Origin of the sequence: Nitrosococcus oceani ATCC 19707 (assembly GCF_000012805.1) — a bacterium.
Taxonomy (GTDB): domain Bacteria; phylum Pseudomonadota; class Gammaproteobacteria; order Nitrosococcales; family Nitrosococcaceae; genus Nitrosococcus; species Nitrosococcus oceani.
Genome location: NC_007484.1, coordinates 3,425,326 through 3,442,456, shown reverse-complemented (window position 1 = coordinate 3,442,456; position 17,131 = coordinate 3,425,326). Strand labels below are relative to the sequence as shown.

Here is a 17,131-nt window from a genome sequence, read left to right as displayed (position 1 = left end):
CATGAGCACAGTAGCAGCACACGGTGATCACGCGCATCACCCTACCGGCATCATGCGCTGGTTGACAACCACCAACCATAAGGATATTGGTACCTTATACCTGTTTTTTAGCCTTACTATGTTTTTTGTTGGCGGCGCGATGGCGCTGACATTCCGTACCGAACTTTTTGCGCCTGGATTACAAATTCTAGATCCCCAAAGATTTAATGAGTTGGTGACCCTGCATGGGTTAGTCATGATCTTTGGCGCGATGATGCCCGTTCTAGCGGGTTTAGCTAACTGGCAAATACCGCTTATGATTGGCGCGCCTGATATGGCTTTGCCGCGGTTAAATAACTGGAGCTTCTGGCTCTTACCCTTTGCCATGCTTTTGCTTCTTAGCAGTTTGCTGGTGCCGGGCGGAGCAGCGGCTGGGGGATGGACCATGTACCCACCCTTGTTTATCCAGGGCGGGGTTGGCATTGATATGACCATCTTTTCTGTCCATCTTCTGGGACTTTCTTCCATATTGGCGTCGATCAATATTATTGTTACCGTCCTAAACATGCGAGCACCTGGCATGGGTCTGATGAAAATGCCTATGTTCGTCTGGGGATGGTTGATCACTGCCTTTTTGCTGGTTGCGGTGGCTCCGGTACTTGCGGGCGCCGTGACCATGGAGCTTACCGACCGTCATTTTGGCACCAGTTTCTTTAATGCGGCTGGCGGCGGTGACCCGGTGATGTACCAGCACATTTTCTGGTTTTTTGGCCATCCCGAAGTCTATATTATGGTTTTACCTATTTTCGGGGTGATATCGGATATTATTCCGACTTTTGCCCGTAAGCCAATATTTGGCTATCACTCCATGGTCTACGCTTTAGCTTCGATTGCCTTCCTCTCCTTCATCGTGTGGGCGCATCACATGTTTACCGTCGGCATGCCGCTTTCAGGAGAGTTGTACTTTATGTATGCAACCGTCCTGATTTCCGTTCCCACTGGGATCAAAATTTTTAATTGGCTTACCACCATGTGGCGGGGTTCCATGACTTTTGAGTTGCCCATGCTGTGGTCTATGGCCTTCATCGCTTTATTTACTATTGGCGGCCTGACTGGCCTTATGATGGGCGTAGCCGCGGCGGATTTTCAGTACCATGATACCTATTTTATTGTTTCCCACTTCCACTATGTATTTCTGCCGGTGACGCTATTTGGTACCTATGCTGCTGTTTACTACTGGCTACCTAAATGGACTGGTAATTGGTATGACGCGCGTCTAGGGAAATGGCATTTCTGGCTGTCCGTAATTTCAATGAATATCGTTTTCTTTCCGCAGAATTTCCTTGGCTTGGCGGGCATGCCGCGGCGAATTCCTGACTACGCCATTCAGTTCGCTGAATTCAATGCGATTTCCACCATAGGTGCTTTCATTTTCGGTTTCTCTCAGTTGATCTTTGTATATGTGATTATTAAGGCTATTCGTGGTGGCGCAGGTGTGGAAAAAGCTACCGACCAGGTATGGGAAGGCGCAAAGGGTTTAGAGTGGACACTTAGCTCTCCGCCCCCTTACCATAGTTTCACAACTCCACCCCAAGTCACGGCGGAGAATAATCCCCATTAATTATTATAAGAGGCGGTGGTGCTTCAAGGACTTTTTTAAGCTATGACTGATCGACTTGGATCTAACCCCTCTGATAACGACCGTCGCCGGGCGAAAGCCCGGCGTATGGCATGGTTGATTGCGGGTATAGCATTGGCTATTTATATATTATTCATATATCTGAATGCGATAAGATGAATACGACTGAAAGAGAGGCTACTAATCACAGGTTAGTAGCAAAATTGGCCCTAATGGTGGTAGCGATGTTCGGGTTTGGTTATGCCATGGTGCCTCTCTACGATGTAATTTGCGAAATTGCGGGCCTAAATGGCAAGCCAGAAAACGTAGCAGTGTCGGTTTCAGAAGCAGGAGCTATAGATACCAGCCGAACAATTACTGTTCAATTTCTGGCAAGCGTGAATAGTCAGCTTTCCTGGGAGTTTAAACCGGAAGTGCAGGAAATTCGCGTTCATCCCGGCGAGGTAGCCAAGGTTACCTATTATGCAAGTAATCTGAATGATCATTCCGTTATTGGTCAGGCGATACCCAGCGTGAGTCCGGGGCTGGCGGCCAAGCATTTACACAAGACCGAATGTTTCTGTTTCACTGAACAAACGCTTCAGGCAGGTGAGACGCGGGAAATGCCGGTAGTCTTTTTTGTCGATCCTAAGTTGCCACAAAACTATTCTGAGATGACCTTGTCCTACACGTTCTTTGATGTGAGCGATAGGGCGAGCACCCAGATAGCAACACCTTCTGGGTAGCGAATTAAATATTATTAGTTTAAACGACGACAACAACAGTATTACTACGATTAAAATAATGCGGGAGGATGTATCTTATGGCTCATGCACATGGGGAGTATTACCAACCTCAACCTAGTTACTGGCCGCTAATTGCTTCATTCGCGCTTTTTAGCATGGCGGCAAGTTTCACTGCCTATCTTAATGGAGTTGAAATAGGTAAATATCTCCTGATCGCTGCTATAGGGGTTTTGTTTTTCATGATGTACGGCTGGTTCAGGGAGGTTATCCGCGAGAGCGAAGCCGGTCTTTATAACGAGCAGGTCGATCGCTCCTTCCGTTGGGGCATGATCTGGTTTATTATCTCGGAGATATTTTTCTTTGCTGCTTTCTTTGGTGCGCTTTATTACACTCGTGATTTAACGCTACCCTGGCTTTTAGGGGAAGGGGCTAAAGGTGTTGCTCATACTTTCCTATGGCCAGAGTTTACCGAAGTTTGGCCGACCAATGGGCCCCAAAGCGTTGGCGGCGAATTCGAGACCATGGCGGCCTGGGGCATTCCAGCGATTAATACCCTGATTCTGCTTACCAGTGGCGTCACAGTTACTTGGGCCCATTGGGGGCTTAAGAAAGATAATCGGCAGCAACTAATCATTGGATTATTTCTTACCGTTGCTTTGGGCTTCACCTTCGTTGGACTGCAGATTTATGAATACGGTCATGCGATGGATGAGCTGAATTTGAGGTTTAGTTCTGGAATTTATGGTTCATTATTTTACATGCTAACTGGTTTTCATGGTTTCCATGTGACCGTTGGCTCTATCATGCTGCTTGTTGTTCTTTTCCGCAGTTTAGCGGGTCATTTTACACCTAAACATCATTTTGCTTTTGAAGGCGTTGCTTGGTACTGGCATTTTGTTGATGTGGTATGGCTTGGCCTTTTCATATTTGTTTACTGGTTGTAGGAGTTGCTTGCTCGGTAAATGTGAGCTTGTTCTGATTTGTTTATTACCTAGCTAGGCTTTCTAGCTAGGTAATAAACCATGTCCTATTCACCGTTGAGGAGGCGTCTGTATTTCTGTTTTAGCGGGAGGAGGCGCCGCTGTATTCGGAGTAATAATTCCTGTCGCATAGCCAAGCATCAGGAGGACAAATAATCCTAATGAAAGAGCAACACGGTAGGTGAGTGCCTTGACCATTCGCACATCCGAATGGCCGCTGCTTCGCGCTAGGGCAAAGAGTGCGGTTCCTAGGGTATAGAGGACAAAAATAAAAAAAGCGATGATGAGCAATTTAAATATCATGGTGCACTCCATTAGATTAAAAAATCCTGGAATTAGACCCATTCCAGCGGGGGATTATGGCTTTTCCCGGTGCCGAAAGGCAGATTTTTTTTTAAGAGATCGGTATAGCCGATATTTGCTTACCCGCTGTTAGAAATTTAGATTTTGGGTCTAAATTTCTAACAGCGTCGTAATAAATCATAGTTTAACCTTCATTAATTAACGACCCAAACGTGCTATTTCAGTTTAATAATAAAGTCTCCTGGCCCAAACTACGTTTTACGGTAGCTTTTCTACTCTTGATTATTATTTTGGCCTCATTAGGTCTATGGCAATTGCAGCGAGCAAGCGAAAAACACACTATAGAGACCGTTCTTAAAGAGCGGAGTATTAGTGATTCTCTTCGGGTGGGAGAGGAAAGATTACAATTGCCGGATAGTGAATATCGCCGGGGAATTGCACAAGGCTGGTTTGATAATGAGCATATTATATTTTTAGATAATCAAATCCATAAGGGTCGGGCAGGTTATCACGTGCTGATACCACTACGGTTTAACGATGGAGATGGAAGCGGGATACTTGTTAACTTTGGTTGGCTTCCGATGGAGCTAGATCGGCAGGAGCTTCCACGGATAGAGTCCCCTGATCTACGGGTTAGCGCCCATGGTGTTTTGCGGCAACCCTATCAGGCGCCTTTTTTCCTGGGGGGGGAGGAAAGTAGAGAATCGAGCGGTTGGCCTAAGCTAGTTCAATATGTGAGCATAGAGCAACTGCAATCCCAATTAGGTTATTTTTTGCAGCCGCTTATTCTCCAACTGGCTCCCGAAGAGTCCTATGGATTTGTTCGTCAATGGCCCGAACCTCCAACCAGCGTGCAGCAGCATATTGCTTATGCGGTTCAGTGGTTTGCTCTGGCGCTGATTGGTCTAATTATATCTGTTATTTTATATCGGCGTAATTTCTAATTTTAATGACAGTGAACGGTATAGTAGAGGTTTAGAGGATAGAATAAAGCGGTGGGTAATAGAAATTTAGAAGCAGCTAACAAAGGGATTATCCTGGCTATTTTTGTTATATGCGCTCTCCCCATAATAGGAGCCTGGTGGCTGTTGCAAGGATCAGAGAAGGGAGAGACGTTTGCAACTCGTAATTACGGCGAACTTATTATCCCAGCAAGGCCCCTTGGTGAGGCAACTCTTGAGACCTTAGAAAGCAAGAAACTTGCTATTGAAGAACTTAGGGAGAAATGGACGCTAGTGGTTCTTGGGCCGGCGGAGTGCAATGAGATTTGTCGCCAGAATCTTTATGAAACACGCCAGATTCGTTTGGCTACAGGCAAGGATATGCACCGGATTCAACGTCTGTGGGTTACCAATGATCTGAGTTTTCTTGATGAATCAGGCTGGCTCCAGGAACAACACCCTGATCTCATTGTGGCTTCTGAAGAAAAAGGCGAGGAAGGATTCGTAAACCAGTTTGTATTACCGGATGTTCCCGATCCCTTAATGGCGCAGCGGGTATACATCATCGACCCTATCGGTAATTTAGTGATTAGCTATCCACCTGAAGAAACTCCCGAGCATATGCTTAAGGATCTTAAACGGCTATTGTTTGTTTCTCAAATAGGGTGATATATAAATTATGAGTCGCCGGTTTTATGTTTTTGCTTTAGCAGCTAGCCTATTAGCCCTGGTCGTTGTGGTGGTAGGCGCTTATGTGCGCCTTTCTGATGCTGGATTAAGCTGCCCGGATTGGCCAGGTTGTTACCAAAAGCTATTAGCACCTACCACTGAGCAGCAGGTTGATCATGCTAATCGCCTCTATCCGGATCGCCCGGTGGAGACAGCTAAAGCCTGGAAAGAAATGATCCATCGCTACCTCGCGGGTATCTTGGGATTATTGATTTTAGGGCTTGCTATTGCCGCCTGGCGTAACCGTTCTGATCCCACTCAGAAAGTGGCTCTGCCCTTATTTTTACTTGGATTAGTGGGGTTGCAAGCTGCGTTGGGGATGTGGACCGTTACTCTCTTGGTGCAGCCGGCTATTGTGACGTTACATCTTCTAGGAGGAATGGCGGTTCTAGCCTTGGTTTGGTGGCTAGCATTGCGGCAGCGACAGGCACGACGCCCTATGGAGAAAATCTGGTATTCACCAGCTTTTAAGCTTTTGGCATTAATAGGCTTATTTCTGCTAGTACTGCAAATCATCCTTGGAGGTTGGACAAGCACCAATTATGCGGGCTTCTATTGTTCGGATTTTCCCACCTGCCAAGGGCAGTGGTGGCCAACCATGGATTTTCGTGAGGCTTTCACATTTTGGCAGCCGCTAGGGGAAAATTATGAAGGTGGACGGTTAGCGCCGGAGGCAGCAGTGGCTATTCATGTTATCCATCGGATTGGCGCCGTAGTGGTTTTGATAGTGCTAAGTGCTCTTGGTATACGGGCAGGGTTAGGCCGAGGCACTCCCGCGTTACGCAGCGTCGGGTGGATAGTTGTTATGTTAGTCCTTATCCAGGCAGCGCTAGGCATTGCCACCGCTATGGGAGGAATTCCATTAGCGCTGGCGGTAGCGCATAACGCTGTAGCTGCATTATTGTTACTTGCCGTCGTTACTTTGAATCATTTGCTCCATCCTACAGGGTATCCATTACAAGGAGCTACAAGACTATGACAACGATTACCTTAATTCGCGGGGCTTTAACAAATTGGCGGGAATATCTCGTGCTTTGCAAGCCCCGTATTGTTTCTCTCATTGTGTTTACCGCGATTGTCGGTATGTTCCTGTCCGTCCCTGATTTGGCGCCGTGGCGGGTATTTTTATTTGGCACCCTTGGGATTGGCCTAGGTGCTGCTTCTGCAGCGGCGATTAACCATTTAATTGATGAAAAAGCTGATGCCGTAATGAATCGGACTCAAGGGCGCCCCTTGCCAACTGGCAAACTTAGCCGGGAGCAGGCCCTTGCATTTGCCATTACGTTGGGCTTATCGTCAATGATAATCCTGTATTTCCTGGTTAACCCCTTGACGGCGTGGCTCACTTTGGCGTCTATGATTGGTTACGGCATTATTTACACAGCCTTCCTCAAGCCAGCTACACCGCAAAATATCGTGCTGGGAGGGGCTTCGGGAGCTATGCCACCGGTGCTAGGTTGGGCAGCCGTTACGGGAGAGCTGCATGTCCACGCCTTTCTCCTCTTCTTGATTATTTTCGTGTGGACACCGCCCCATTTTTGGGCTTTGGCCTTAGCGCGAAGAGAAGAGTATAGCCGGACAAAATATCCCATGTTGCCGGTAACCCATGGTGTTGATTTCACTAAACAGCAGATCGTACTCTATACTTTTTTATTATTTGCGGTCAGTTTGTTGCCTTTCGTTAGCCATATGAGTGGATTGCTGTATTTGGTAGGCGCGATAGGATTGGGGGGGCGCTTTGTGTACCTTACTATTGTCCTTTATCGCAATACCAGCAACGAGTTGGCGATGAAAACTTTTGGTTATTCTATAGTCTATCTAGCAGCGTTGTTTGCATTTTTATTAGTAGATCATTATTTACCAAAATTTTTATAAATACGGTAACAAAGCTTAATTCCACGGGCGTGATTTTTACCACTAAGTCACGCCCATTCGTTTTATTTTTTTGGCTTTCTAAAATGCCGGTAAGTAGTGTTTCCCCCATCAGGCGGACGTTAGCATTCGCGGACGAAGGCCCATGAGGAGTAAGCTGCCAAAATAAACAAGCACGGCAGTTCCTATTAGCAGCATAATGTGCGCGGTACGGACGGCTGCTTCCCAGTTTAGCCAATTGGTTAGCGATGGCATGAGCCAAAGCAGAGTGACGGCCATGAAACTACCAGCAATAAGTATCCGTAAGCCAAACCACAACCAGCCTGGTTGAGGTTGATAGATTCCTTGCCGTTTTAAGGTGAAAAAGAGCAGGCTTGCGTTAAGCCAGGCGGAAAGGGAAGTAGCGAGAGCGAGCCCCGCATGAGCCAGGGGAAAGATAAGGACTCCGTTTAATACCATGTTAGCAATCATGGCGATGATAGCGATTCGCACCGGCGTTTTCGTATTCTGCCGGGCATAAAATCCAGGCGCCAGTATTTTAATCAAAATAAAAGGAAGTAGGCCAAAGCTATAGGCAATTAGACTACGGGAAGCCATGATAACATCGTGGCTCTCGAACTCGCCATATTGGAACAAGGTGGTAAGGATTGGTTCCGCAAGTATAGCTAGCCCTATTGCGGCTGGCGCACCAATAAGAAAAACCCAGCGCAAGGCCCAATCGAGCGTGCGGGCAAAGGACTCGCCTGATGCTCGAGCGTGTTTTTCAGAAAGGCTAGGAAGGATAACTGTGGCTAAGGCAATGCCGAAAACGCCTAGGGGAAACTCTACCAGCCGATCCGAATAATAAAGCCAGGACACACTGCCGGTGACTAAAAATGAGGCAAGCAGGGTATCGATAAGCAGATTAATTTGAGCTACTGAACTTCCAACGATGGCGGGTAACATAAGCTTAAAGATCCGCTGCACGCCAGGATCTTTCCAGCGGGGGCGGAATTTTGGCAGGAGATTTAAGCGGGCGAGAAAGGGAAATTGGAATAATAGCTGTATTAAACCGGCAAAAAAGACCCCCCATGCAAGAGCAGTCACTGGAATTTCCATCTGGGGAGCAAACCACAGGGCTGCGGCAATAAGAGCTAAATTGAGGAAAATAGGCGTAATGGCAGGTACGCCAAATTGTTTATAGGTATTGAGAATACCGGCAGCAAAAGCCGTCAAGGAAATGAATAATAAATAGGGGAAGGTTATTCGCAGTAGATGGACAGTGAGTGCGTATTTGTCTTGCTCTTCTATAAAACCTGGAGCAAAGACCATTACCAAGAAGGGGGCGCCTATAACCCCAGTGAGAGTGACCAGCAGTAGAACCAGTCCCAAGGTTCCCGCCACCCGATTGACGAGCTGCTGAATCTCGTTGAAATCACCACGTACTTGATAGGCTGAGAGTACCGGCACAAATGCTTGAGAAAAAGCCCCCTCCGCAAATAAACGCCGCAGGAAGTTGGGAATTTTAAAGGCTACAAAAAAAGAATCCGCAGCTGCTCCTGCCCCAAAAGTTTGGGCGATGACCACATCGCGGATAAAACCAAGCACTCTTGAGAGGAGAGTAGCGCTGCCGACTACAGCAGTCGATTTAAGTAAGGGGGTGCTGCGCATAAATAACTTTAGAGAATAGATTATTTTTCTAGAATAAAGGATGCCTATTTTAGTGAGGGATATTTACAATCACCATAAAAATTGGCATCATAAACGGTTTTTAATTATTAAATTTTAGGAGGTGGAGTTTTGGCCAATACATCACAAGCCCGCAAGCGTGCTCGCCAAGCGGGAGTACGCCGTGTCCGCAATGCAGGCCAGCGTTCTATGATGCGGACTTATGTGAAGAAAATTGTGAAAGCTATTGTATCCGGCGATAAGTCGCAGGCGGCTGCGGCTTATAAAGAGGCTGTTCCGATATTGGATCGTTTGGCGCGTAAAGGACTGGTTCATCCTAACAAAGCGGCTCGGCATAAAAGCCGGTTGAACGCTCAGATTCGCGCAATGTCATGATTGAAGATAGCTAGAGCAGCACCAAATTATCTCGGTGAATGAGCTCTTCTTCATCCACATATCCTAATATTTGCTCAATCTGATGGCTGGAGTGGCCGAGGATACGCCGCGTTTCCTCGGCATTGTAGTTAACTAAGCCGCAAGCAATCTCACGAGCATCCGAATCCAAGCAACTGACTACTTCGCCGCGAGCAAAGTTGCCTTCACAGGCGAGGACACCAATGGGCAGCAAACTTCGTCCCGCTTCACGGACTACTTTGACTGCCCCCGTGTCTAGCCATAAGCGTCCCTTGGTTTGTAATTGCCCGGCTAACCACTGCTTACGGGCAGCAAGGGGCTGCCTGTCAGGCCATAACAGGGTGCCAACAGTCTCGCCAGAGGCGATTCGTTGTAGAATTTTGGGCTCTTTACCCGATGCGATAACGGTGATAGCGCCGGAGCGCGCGGCCCGTCGCGCTGCTCTAATCTTGGTAATCATGCCGCCTCGCCCCAAGGCTCCAGCCCTCGAATTGGCCATGCCATCAAGCTCGGTTTTATTAGCCGCTGCTTCGGAGATAAAACTGGCATTGGGGTAGTGCCGCGGGTCGGCATCGAATAGACCTTCTTGATCGGTTAAGATTACCAAAAGCTCAGCCTCTACTAAGTTAGCCACGAGAGCTGATAGGGTATCGTTGTCTCCGAAGCGAATTTCTTCGGTAGCTACGGTATCATTTTCATTAACGATGGGTACGACCCCTAATCGTAAAAGGGTACGCAAGGTACTACGGGCGTTAAGATAACGGCTGCGGTTAGCTAAATCCTCATGAGTCAGGAGTATCTGTGCGGTGTGCTGGTTATGATGTTGAAATTCACTCTCATAGGCTTGAATAAGCCCCATCTGGCCTACCGCGGCGGCGGCTTGAAGCTCATATAAGGCGCGGGGACGCCGCCGCCAGCCTAGCCGTTCCATGCCGGCAGCTACTGAACCTGAGGATACCAGCACAATCGTATATCCTTTGTTTCTAAGCCGGGCTATGTGGCTAGCTAGCTCCTGAATACAGCCGGTATCTAGGCCACGGCCATTGGCGGTGAGTAAGGCGCTGCCAACCTTTACTACCCAGCGGCGGGTAGCCTTTAAATCGCTGCGATGGTTGCCCATGGGTCCTTACTGAGAATCCTCTTTCTCGTACGGGCTAACTTCTTCTAAGTATTGCATCACCGCATGGATAAGGCGCTGGCAGCCTTCTCCCGTTAGTGCTGAAATCTCATAGACAGGTTTTTGCCAGCAAATCTCGCGGATAATTTCTTGGCAACGGCTTGCTCTTTCTGAGCTAGAAATTAAATCAGTTTTGTTAAATACTAGCCACTGCTCTTGCGCGGCAAGTTCTGGACTAAATTGCTGCAGTTCCCTGTGGATGGCGCGTACACTATCCACGGGGCTCAAAGTGGGTTCAAGAGGGGCCACATCAACAAAATGGAGTAGTAAGCGGGTTCGGCTCAGGTGCTTGAGAAAGCGAACTCCCAGCCCAGCGCCTTGGGCAGCGCCCTCGATGAGACCAGGGATATCCGCCGCCACAAAGCTGCGGTTGGAATCAATTCTGACTACCCCGAGATGGGGATGGAGGGTAGTGAAAGGGTAGTCGGCTACTTTAGGTGTGGCAGCCGATACTTGGCGAATAAAAGTTGACTTTCCCGCATTAGGTAGACCGAGCAAACCCACATCGGCAAGTAATTTAAGCTCTAGGCGTAAAGTTCTCTCTTCTCCAGGTTTGCCCTGGGTGGTCTTGCGAGGTGCCCGATTAGTGCTGCTTTTAAAGCGGGCATTACCTAGGCCATGGGCGCCTCCCTTAGCAACCAGCAGGGTTTGTCCAGGGCGGGTAAGATCACCGAGTAACTCTCCCGTTTCCGCCTCCCAGGCTTCGGTACCCAGAGGTACAGGAATATAAATATCTTCACTGCTTTTGCCCGTTTGCAAGCGCCCCCGTCCATTTTCGCCACGCCGGGCGCGAAAGTGATGCTGGTGGCGAAAATCTACCAAAGTATTAATATTCTTATCCGCGATGAGATAAATGCTGCCGCCATTACCGCCATCCCCTCCATCAGGCCCCCCAAAAGGAATGAATTTCTCTCGCCGAAAACTGAGACAACCATGCCCTCCTGCTCCAGCCTGGACTTTAATAATCGCTTCGTCTATAAATTTCACGGTTTACGGAAACGGTGAGGCCTAATTTAAAGAGCAGGACGAAAAATCCCCGCGGGTGCGGGGATTCTCCATAAAACAAAGCCCTTCACACCGCGGGCGCAAGCTTTGTTAATTTGTGACGACGTCCACGTAGGTGCGGCTCTTTGGGCCTCTCCTAACAAACTGAACCTTGCCCGCTGCTTTGGCGTACAAGGTATGATCGCGGCCTGTTCCCACGTTAATTCCCGCGAGGAAAGGAGTACCCCGCTGACGAACCAGAATATTCCCGGCCAATACTTGCTGATCACCAAATCGTTTAACTCCAAGACGTTTGGATTCAGAATCGCGCCCGTTGCGGGAACTGCCGCCTGCCTTTTTATGTGCCATATATAATCCTTATCTTGCTTTAACCTGTGGAGATATTATCGATATGCAGCTCCGTAAAATATTGCCGATGTCCCATCCGCTTACGATGATGCTTACGGCGGCGGAGTTTAATGATCCTAATCTTTTCGCCCCGGCCATGGGTTTTAACGGTTGCACTCACCTTGCCACCCTCAATATAGGGCGCACCTACTTGAATATTATCTTCATTAGCGACTAAAAGCACTTCATCAAGCGTAATAGTGGCACCCTCATCGGCATTGATTTTCTCCACCCGGAGGGTGTCTCCTTCTTGGACACGGTACTGTTTTCCGCCAGTTTTAATGACTGCGTACATTGTGGTGCTTTCCTGAAAATTGGGTTATCCCCCTCGGTGGATAGAAAGGGAGTAAAATTCAGCACTTTAATGATGGAAGTGCTTGGCTCAATAATTTAGTTACTGTAATTTTAAAATTGCTTATTCGAGTGGTCAAGTCAATTAGTGGTATTATATGCCGTTTTAAATAAATGAGAGCATTATTACTTGACAGCGAGCGCACCGCTTTCTAGCATTCGCTCATTTTGCCTCATATTAATTGGTTTTGAGATACCATTGGACATACAATCCGCCTATGATTTAGTTGCTGATGATATGCAGGCCGTCGATGCTTTGATCCAGCAACGGCTGCATTCTGACGTGGTGCTTATCAACCAGCTGGGACATTATATCATCAACAGCGGCGGTAAGCGCCTGCGCCCCATGGTGGTTTTATTGAGCGCACGAGCCTTTGGTTACCAGGGCTCATACCATATTGATATCGCCGCTATTATTGAGTTTATCCACACCGCAACTTTACTCCATGACGATGTCGTTGATTCTTCCGATCTGCGGCGAGGGCGAAAAACAGCTAATAACATCTGGGGTAGCGAGGCGAGCGTACTGGTTGGCGATTTCCTTTATTCTCGTGCCTTCGAAATGATGGTAGGGGTGGATAGCATGCGGGTCATGGAGATTTTGGCCCGCACGACCAATACCATCGCTGAAGGCGAGGTCATGCAGCTCCTCAACTGTCATGAGCCGGATACCACTGAAGAGTGTTATTTGGAGATTATCCGCAGCAAGACCGCAAAGCTGTTTGAGGCGGCTACCCAGCTAGGCGCTGTACTCTGCCATCGGCCCTCCGCTGAGGAAAAGCTGATGGCTGCTTACGGTATGCATTTGGGAACGGCTTTTCAGTTGACTGATGATGTGCTGGATTATAGCTCTTTCAGTGAGGATTTAGGTAAGAATATCGGCGACGATCTGGCGGAAGGCAAGCCTACCCTGCCGCTTATTTACGCCATGAGCAAGGGGAGCACCTCGCACGTTAAGGTGATCCGCAATGCTATTGAAAGTGGAGGTAGGGAGAATTTAGCCGAAGTCATCGAGGCTATTGAATCTAGCGGGGCTATTGCGTACACTGCGGAAGCGGCTCGTCGAGAGGCCGATAAGGCCATGCAAGCGGTTAAAAACATTCCCGCTTCGCCCTATCAAGAAGCCTTGTTAAATTTAGCAAAATTTGCAGCCTATCGGACCTACTAAATATATCGGGGTGTAGCTCAGCTTGGTAGAGCACTGTCTTCGGGAGGCAGGAGTCGCTGGTTCAAATCCAGTCACCCCGACCACTTTAACCTGCTTGTTTTATTTTTCGCTCTACCTGTCAACGGGTAGATTCATCACCAGCTGGAATTGAGCTTATCGGGTTTTTTTAATTGCGGGATTTACCAAATTAAAGTATAGAAATTGGAGGGTAGGATATTCTTAACCCTTCAGTTGAACCTCTTTTTAGTCATATTAACTCTGGCCTGGAATTCTCGTTAGGATTTCGGCTTCACGCTCCGTTTTTCGCTTTCGCTCATTAATTCTCAACCCACGATTTTTGGGGCGATTACGAAGAGCAGCGCCATCAATTTCCCCCCAGCTCCACTCTATGGTCGTTTCTGAACCTTCAATTTCATAAACCACACGGTAGGCTAAACCCAAGGTCTGCTTTACTTCTATCGTATTCAACAATATGACGAAAGATTTCAATCAACGCCTCGAATAAGTTGGATTTTCCTGTGCCGTTTTTACCCACAAACACATCAATAAAACTACTGCCGTCGAAGCTCAGAGAAAAATCCAGAAGGTTCTTGTACTGGCCGATATAGAGTGATTTTAAGCGCATAAGACTTCCCTATACCTGCGCCATCACGGAGTTAAGCAGGGCACTCTGCTTGCAGGAAGCTGCTTCAATCTGCTGATCAAGCTTGTCACACAATGCCATCAACTCATCGATACGGGCAACGATGTGGTATTGTTCGTTTATCGGAGGGAGGCCGAAAACGATATTCCTTAAAAATCCGAGAGATACAAAAGGTTGTGCTCCACCCACGGCTTTTTGCTGCAAATCAGCTGCAATATGCTCCATAAATCTCTTTATAAAATATGGGTACGTTAGGTTTCTATCGTAATACTTGAAAAGAGCAACATTTTTTATGCTAAATTCACGATCTTCTTGAACGATAACTTGGTTACCAATATTGCCACCTATCATCGAGAAAAGTATGTCGAGGCGGTCTACCTTTGATCTTTTTGTAATTTCAAAATGATCTTCTGAAGAAATCATCCTTGCTTCAGAAAAATCAATTCGACCATTGGAGAAGTTCTTGCTGGTGATGAGTGGGTAGGTATCAGACCCAACAGCATCTTTTGGAGAATCATGTGTTCCGTCTCGAACATCTAATACATCCTGTAACCTCACCCACTCCCAACCTCGCGGCAATTGATAAGGCACTTCCTCCGGTTTAATAGGCGGTAACGGCTTTAGCTTTTTGATTTTCTTCTCATCCACCAACCGCTGTTTTTCAGCTTCAATTTCCTTTAACAGCTCGCAGGCAGGCGGGTCGTTGGAGTCTTGGGGTACAAGGCGGCCTATAACGGCGAGTTGTAGAATGGCTTTGCGCAGTTCGGCGACGTTTTCTTTAACTGTGTAGAGTTCACTAAAATGCTGTTGGATAAAGGGCCAACCGGCATCGGGTGCATCCAACAATTGCTTGATGGCCGCAGCGTGAACCTTCAGGCGCACCTCTTCCCGCTCTTTGCGCAGTTTTTCCAGCTCATCACAACGAGCCATTAGCTGGTCGATGCGGGCGACGATACGCTGTTGTTCGGACAAGGAAGGAAGAGGAAATAATTGCTCAGTAAAATACGGTGTTGGCACTCGCTTTTGGCCAGCTGAGCCTGTCATGTATGGCACTGTTTTTGAAATATAATGTGGGTTTTTCAAGTAATACAGCAGGAATCTTGGCAGAACCGCATTGAAAGTGTTTCTAAAAATGTGAAGCTCCGTTGTACCTGCTCCTAGCCCATTTGGTAACCCTGAAAACACGCATGATTTTGCATTCTCAAAACAAGGAGTGATTTTCGCCATGCCCACATCACTATCGGCAAGATGGGTGTAGCCTTTTTTAACATCACTCCAAGTGCGCTCCTCAAATTGGTGCTCTTCTGAATAACCTTCAGGGATCATCGGCATAGGGACAAACCCGGCCTTTATTGAATCTTCAGCATTGTTACGAGGATTAATGACTCCGATTTCACCTAGCCTGACCCACTCCCACCCCTCTGGCAGCTCGTAGGGCACCTCCTCTAGCTTAATAGGTGGCAATAGCTTCGGCTTTTTAATTTTCTTCTCCTCTACCAAACGCCGCTTTTCGGCTTCGATTTCCTTTAATAACTCGCTGGCAGGTGGATCATTGGGGTCTTGGGGTACCAACTTGCCTTGCATGGCCAAGGTCAAAATCAGTTCGCGCAGCTTGGCGATACCATCTGGCGCTGAAAAGGCGGTATCAAAATGCTGTTCCAGTGAAGCATGCACTGCTTGGGTCATGTCTTAGCCCCCAAGCAGGCCATTAACTCGTTTTTTAGCGCCTGTTGCGTGGTTTCCAACTGGCGAACGATCGCTTGGTATTCGATCATCAACTCCGCTGGGTCTTGGTGTTCGAGTTCGACCTCGTGCGGATTTTTGCAATCAAGGTTGTAATTGCGTTCAGCCAGTTCTTTAGCCGATACCTTCCAGGCATGTTCAGTGACTTTACGGCCTTTACGTGTTGCGCTGCCCCACCAGGTTTTTTCGAGATCAAACTCACCAATGGTTAAGGGCTTGGAGCGTGAATAGGATTTGTAGCCCTCGGGGTAGGGATGCTCGAAGAACCACACATTCTTGGTAGGCCCGCCTTTTTCAACAAACAGAATATTGTGGCAATACTGGTGTAAGGGGCAAATACACCTTTTGGCAGGCGCACAATGGTGTGCAGATTGAATTCTTCCAACAATTCACGCTTTAGGGTGGTTTTGGTGCCTTCGCCAAAAAGGAAGCCATCTGGCAATACCACCGCTGCTTTACCCGTATCATGCTTTAGCAGGTGCATGATCAGCGCCATAAACAAATCGGCCGTTTCTCTGGTCTGGTATTTGCGCGGGAAATTGTTTTCGATACCGTCTTCTTCCATGCCGCCAAACGGCGGGTTGGTAATGATGATATCGACACGCTCTTTCGGGCTGTAATTTTTTAATGGGCGGCTTAGGGTATTGTCGTGGCGAATATTGGTGGGCACATCAATGCCATGTAGCATGACGTTGGTCATGGCCAGCATGTGCGGCAGGGGCTTTTTCTCTACGCCATGAATGGAATCTTGCAGGCGTTGCCGGTCGTCATTATTTTTAACTTGCTTGTTCAAGTGCTCAATGGCGCATGTGAGAAATCCCCCAGTACCACAGGCCGGATCGAGGATGGACTGGCCTAGCTGAGGATCAAGAATATCCACCATAAATTGGGTGACGGCACGAGGAGTGTAGTATTCACCCGCATTGCCTGCCGACTGCAAATCAGCCAGGATTTTTTCGTAAATATCGTTAAACAAATGGCGGTCGCCCGATTTGTTAAAATCAACATTTTCCTCAATAGTGTTAATGACCTGGCGCAATAAAGTACCCGACTTCATGTAGTTGTAGGCATCTTCAAATACCGAACCCACCACTTTGCCATGAGGCGACACACCGGCTGTGGTCGCGAGCTTCTTAAGCGCAGGGAACAGATCGTTGTTAACAAAGTCGATCAGCTCTTCACCGGTAATACCCTCGGGGTTTTTCGCCCAGGTTGACCAGCGGAAGCGGCTTGGCAGAGGCGATTTATAGCCGGGCACTGTGAGCTGCCATTCTTGCTCCTTGTCATCAAAAATCTTCAGGAAAATAAGCCAAACCATCTGGCTGATGCGCTGGGCGTCACCATCGACGCCAACGTCTTTGCGCATGATGTCCTGAATGGATTTGATGAGGGTGGTTAATGACATGGTATTGCTATCTCCAATGCTTT

The 17,131-nt window shown here is 47.8% G+C and carries 17 protein-coding genes, 1 tRNA gene and 1 pseudogene; 10 read left to right on the top strand and 9 right to left on the bottom strand.

What is annotated here, in order from left to right:
- Position 1 precedes the first annotated feature (1 nt).
- The 3 genes from ctaD to NOC_RS16110 all read left to right on the top strand — a co-directional run bounded on the left by ctaD (position 2) and on the right by NOC_RS16110 (position 3,287).
- On the top strand, positions 2–1,600 hold the full coding sequence (gene ctaD / locus NOC_RS16120; RefSeq protein WP_011331134.1) for a cytochrome c oxidase subunit I: 1,599 nt from the start codon (positions 2–4) through the stop codon (positions 1,598–1,600).
- A gap of 110 nt (positions 1,601–1,710) precedes the next feature.
- Positions 1,711–2,343 carry a cytochrome c oxidase assembly protein gene (locus NOC_RS16115; protein WP_002812366.1) on the top strand — a complete coding sequence of 211 codons (633 nt, stop codon included), beginning with the start codon at positions 1,711–1,713 and terminating at the stop codon, positions 2,341–2,343.
- A gap of 77 nt (positions 2,344–2,420) precedes the next feature.
- Positions 2,421–3,287, top strand: a complete 867-nt coding sequence (locus NOC_RS16110) for a cytochrome c oxidase subunit 3 (protein ID WP_011331133.1) — start codon at positions 2,421–2,423, stop codon at positions 3,285–3,287.
- 87 nt (positions 3,288–3,374) lie between these two features.
- Here NOC_RS16110 and NOC_RS16105 read toward each other — a convergent pair whose 3' ends face one another.
- Positions 3,375–3,626: a twin transmembrane helix small protein gene (locus NOC_RS16105; protein ID WP_036497806.1), complete on the bottom strand. Its 252-nt coding sequence runs from the start codon at positions 3,624–3,626 to the stop codon at positions 3,375–3,377.
- Positions 3,627–3,838: 212 nt separating this feature from the next.
- Between NOC_RS16105 and NOC_RS16100 the strand changes: the two genes are divergently transcribed.
- Genes NOC_RS16100 through cyoE form a run of 4 tightly spaced genes read left to right on the top strand, consistent with a single transcriptional unit; the run spans position 3,839 to position 7,171 of the window.
- Positions 3,839–4,570, top strand: a complete 732-nt coding sequence (locus NOC_RS16100) for an SURF1 family protein (RefSeq protein WP_002813990.1) — start codon at positions 3,839–3,841, stop codon at positions 4,568–4,570.
- A 51-nt stretch (positions 4,571–4,621) separates the two neighbouring features.
- Positions 4,622–5,236, top strand: coding sequence for an SCO family protein (locus NOC_RS16095; RefSeq protein WP_002812581.1), 615 nt, complete (start codon positions 4,622–4,624; stop codon positions 5,234–5,236).
- Positions 5,237–5,246: 10 nt separating this feature from the next.
- Positions 5,247–6,275, top strand: coding sequence for a COX15/CtaA family protein (locus NOC_RS16090; RefSeq protein WP_002813349.1), 1,029 nt, complete (start codon positions 5,247–5,249; stop codon positions 6,273–6,275).
- Entirely contained in the window at positions 6,272–7,171 is a 900-nt protein-coding gene (cyoE, locus tag NOC_RS16085) for a heme o synthase (RefSeq protein ID WP_002812983.1), read from the top strand. The genes NOC_RS16090 and cyoE overlap by 4 nt, the downstream gene beginning before the upstream one ends.
- A gap of 108 nt (positions 7,172–7,279) precedes the next feature.
- Here cyoE and murJ read toward each other — a convergent pair whose 3' ends face one another.
- On the bottom strand, positions 7,280–8,818 hold the full coding sequence (murJ, locus tag NOC_RS16080; RefSeq protein WP_002814207.1) for a murein biosynthesis integral membrane protein MurJ: 1,539 nt from the start codon (positions 8,816–8,818) through the stop codon (positions 7,280–7,282).
- Positions 8,819–8,947: 129 nt separating this feature from the next.
- Here murJ and rpsT point away from each other — a divergent pair, with 129 nt between their 5' ends.
- The gene (gene rpsT / locus NOC_RS16075) at positions 8,948–9,211 is read left to right on the top strand and encodes a 30S ribosomal protein S20 (protein ID WP_011331131.1); all 264 of its coding nucleotides are present in this window, start codon (positions 8,948–8,950) and stop codon (positions 9,209–9,211) included.
- 10 nt (positions 9,212–9,221) lie between these two features.
- On the opposite strand, the gene proB is transcribed toward rpsT, so the two are convergent.
- From proB to rplU, 4 genes are all read right to left on the bottom strand, one after another.
- A complete protein-coding gene (proB, locus tag NOC_RS16070) occupies positions 9,222–10,349 on the bottom strand; it encodes a glutamate 5-kinase (RefSeq protein ID WP_002813187.1) in 1,128 nt (375 codons plus the stop codon).
- A 6-nt stretch (positions 10,350–10,355) separates the two neighbouring features.
- Positions 10,356–11,393, bottom strand: a complete 1,038-nt coding sequence (cgtA, locus tag NOC_RS16065) for an Obg family GTPase CgtA (RefSeq protein ID WP_002812728.1) — start codon at positions 11,391–11,393, stop codon at positions 10,356–10,358.
- Positions 11,394–11,501: 108 nt separating this feature from the next.
- On the bottom strand, positions 11,502–11,759 hold the full coding sequence (gene rpmA, locus NOC_RS16060; protein WP_002813156.1) for a 50S ribosomal protein L27: 258 nt from the start codon (positions 11,757–11,759) through the stop codon (positions 11,502–11,504).
- Between the two features lie 19 nt (positions 11,760–11,778).
- On the bottom strand, positions 11,779–12,093 hold the full coding sequence (gene rplU, locus NOC_RS16055; protein WP_002813414.1) for a 50S ribosomal protein L21: 315 nt from the start codon (positions 12,091–12,093) through the stop codon (positions 11,779–11,781).
- Positions 12,094–12,348: 255 nt separating this feature from the next.
- On the opposite strand from rplU, the gene ispB reads away from it, so the two are divergent.
- Both ispB and NOC_RS16045 read left to right on the top strand, forming a co-directional pair.
- Complete coding sequence (gene ispB / locus NOC_RS16050; protein ID WP_002813652.1) at positions 12,349–13,317, top strand: octaprenyl diphosphate synthase; 969 nt, start codon at positions 12,349–12,351, stop codon at positions 13,315–13,317.
- Positions 13,318–13,323: 6 nt separating this feature from the next.
- A tRNA-Pro gene (locus tag NOC_RS16045) sits at positions 13,324–13,400 on the top strand.
- Between the two features lie 329 nt (positions 13,401–13,729).
- Here NOC_RS16045 and NOC_RS17115 read toward each other — a convergent pair.
- The 3 genes and pseudogenes from NOC_RS17115 to NOC_RS16030 form a co-directional block, all read right to left on the bottom strand.
- On the bottom strand, positions 13,730–13,942 hold the full coding sequence (locus NOC_RS17115; protein ID WP_002812217.1) for an AAA family ATPase: 213 nt from the start codon (positions 13,940–13,942) through the stop codon (positions 13,730–13,732).
- 9 nt (positions 13,943–13,951) lie between these two features.
- Positions 13,952–15,646, bottom strand: coding sequence for a restriction endonuclease subunit S (locus tag NOC_RS16035; protein WP_002814218.1), 1,695 nt, complete (start codon positions 15,644–15,646; stop codon positions 13,952–13,954).
- A pseudogene (locus tag NOC_RS16030) lies at positions 15,643–17,069 on the bottom strand (type I restriction-modification system subunit M). Before NOC_RS16030 ends, NOC_RS16035 begins: the two are co-directional and overlap by 4 nt.
- Positions 17,070–17,131 lie beyond the last annotated feature (62 nt).

What these genes read in the sequence shown, in the direction of transcription:
- ctaD (WP_011331134.1), top strand. Translation starts at nt 2, where the DNA reads ATGAGCACAGTAGCAGCACACGGTGATCACGCGCATCACCCTACCGGC.
- NOC_RS16115 (WP_002812366.1), top strand. Translation starts at nt 1,711, where the DNA reads ATGGTTGATTGCGGGTATAGCATTGGCTATTTATATATTATTCATATA.
- NOC_RS16110 (WP_011331133.1), top strand. Translation starts at nt 2,421, where the DNA reads ATGGCTCATGCACATGGGGAGTATTACCAACCTCAACCTAGTTACTGG.
- NOC_RS16105 (WP_036497806.1), bottom strand. Translation starts at nt 3,626, where the DNA reads ATGATATTTAAATTGCTCATCATCGCTTTTTTTATTTTTGTCCTCTAT.
- NOC_RS16090 (WP_002813349.1), top strand. Translation starts at nt 5,247, where the DNA reads ATGAGTCGCCGGTTTTATGTTTTTGCTTTAGCAGCTAGCCTATTAGCC.
- cyoE (WP_002812983.1), top strand. Translation starts at nt 6,272, where the DNA reads ATGACAACGATTACCTTAATTCGCGGGGCTTTAACAAATTGGCGGGAA.
- murJ (WP_002814207.1), bottom strand. Translation starts at nt 8,818, where the DNA reads ATGCGCAGCACCCCCTTACTTAAATCGACTGCTGTAGTCGGCAGCGCT.
- proB (WP_002813187.1), bottom strand. Translation starts at nt 10,349, where the DNA reads ATGGGCAACCATCGCAGCGATTTAAAGGCTACCCGCCGCTGGGTAGTA.
- rpmA (WP_002813156.1), bottom strand. Translation starts at nt 11,759, where the DNA reads ATGGCACATAAAAAGGCAGGCGGCAGTTCCCGCAACGGGCGCGATTCT.
- rplU (WP_002813414.1), bottom strand. Translation starts at nt 12,093, where the DNA reads ATGTACGCAGTCATTAAAACTGGCGGAAAACAGTACCGTGTCCAAGAA.
- NOC_RS17115 (WP_002812217.1), bottom strand. Translation starts at nt 13,942, where the DNA reads ATGCGCTTAAAATCACTCTATATCGGCCAGTACAAGAACCTTCTGGAT.
- NOC_RS16035 (WP_002814218.1), bottom strand. Translation starts at nt 15,646, where the DNA reads ATGACCCAAGCAGTGCATGCTTCACTGGAACAGCATTTTGATACCGCC.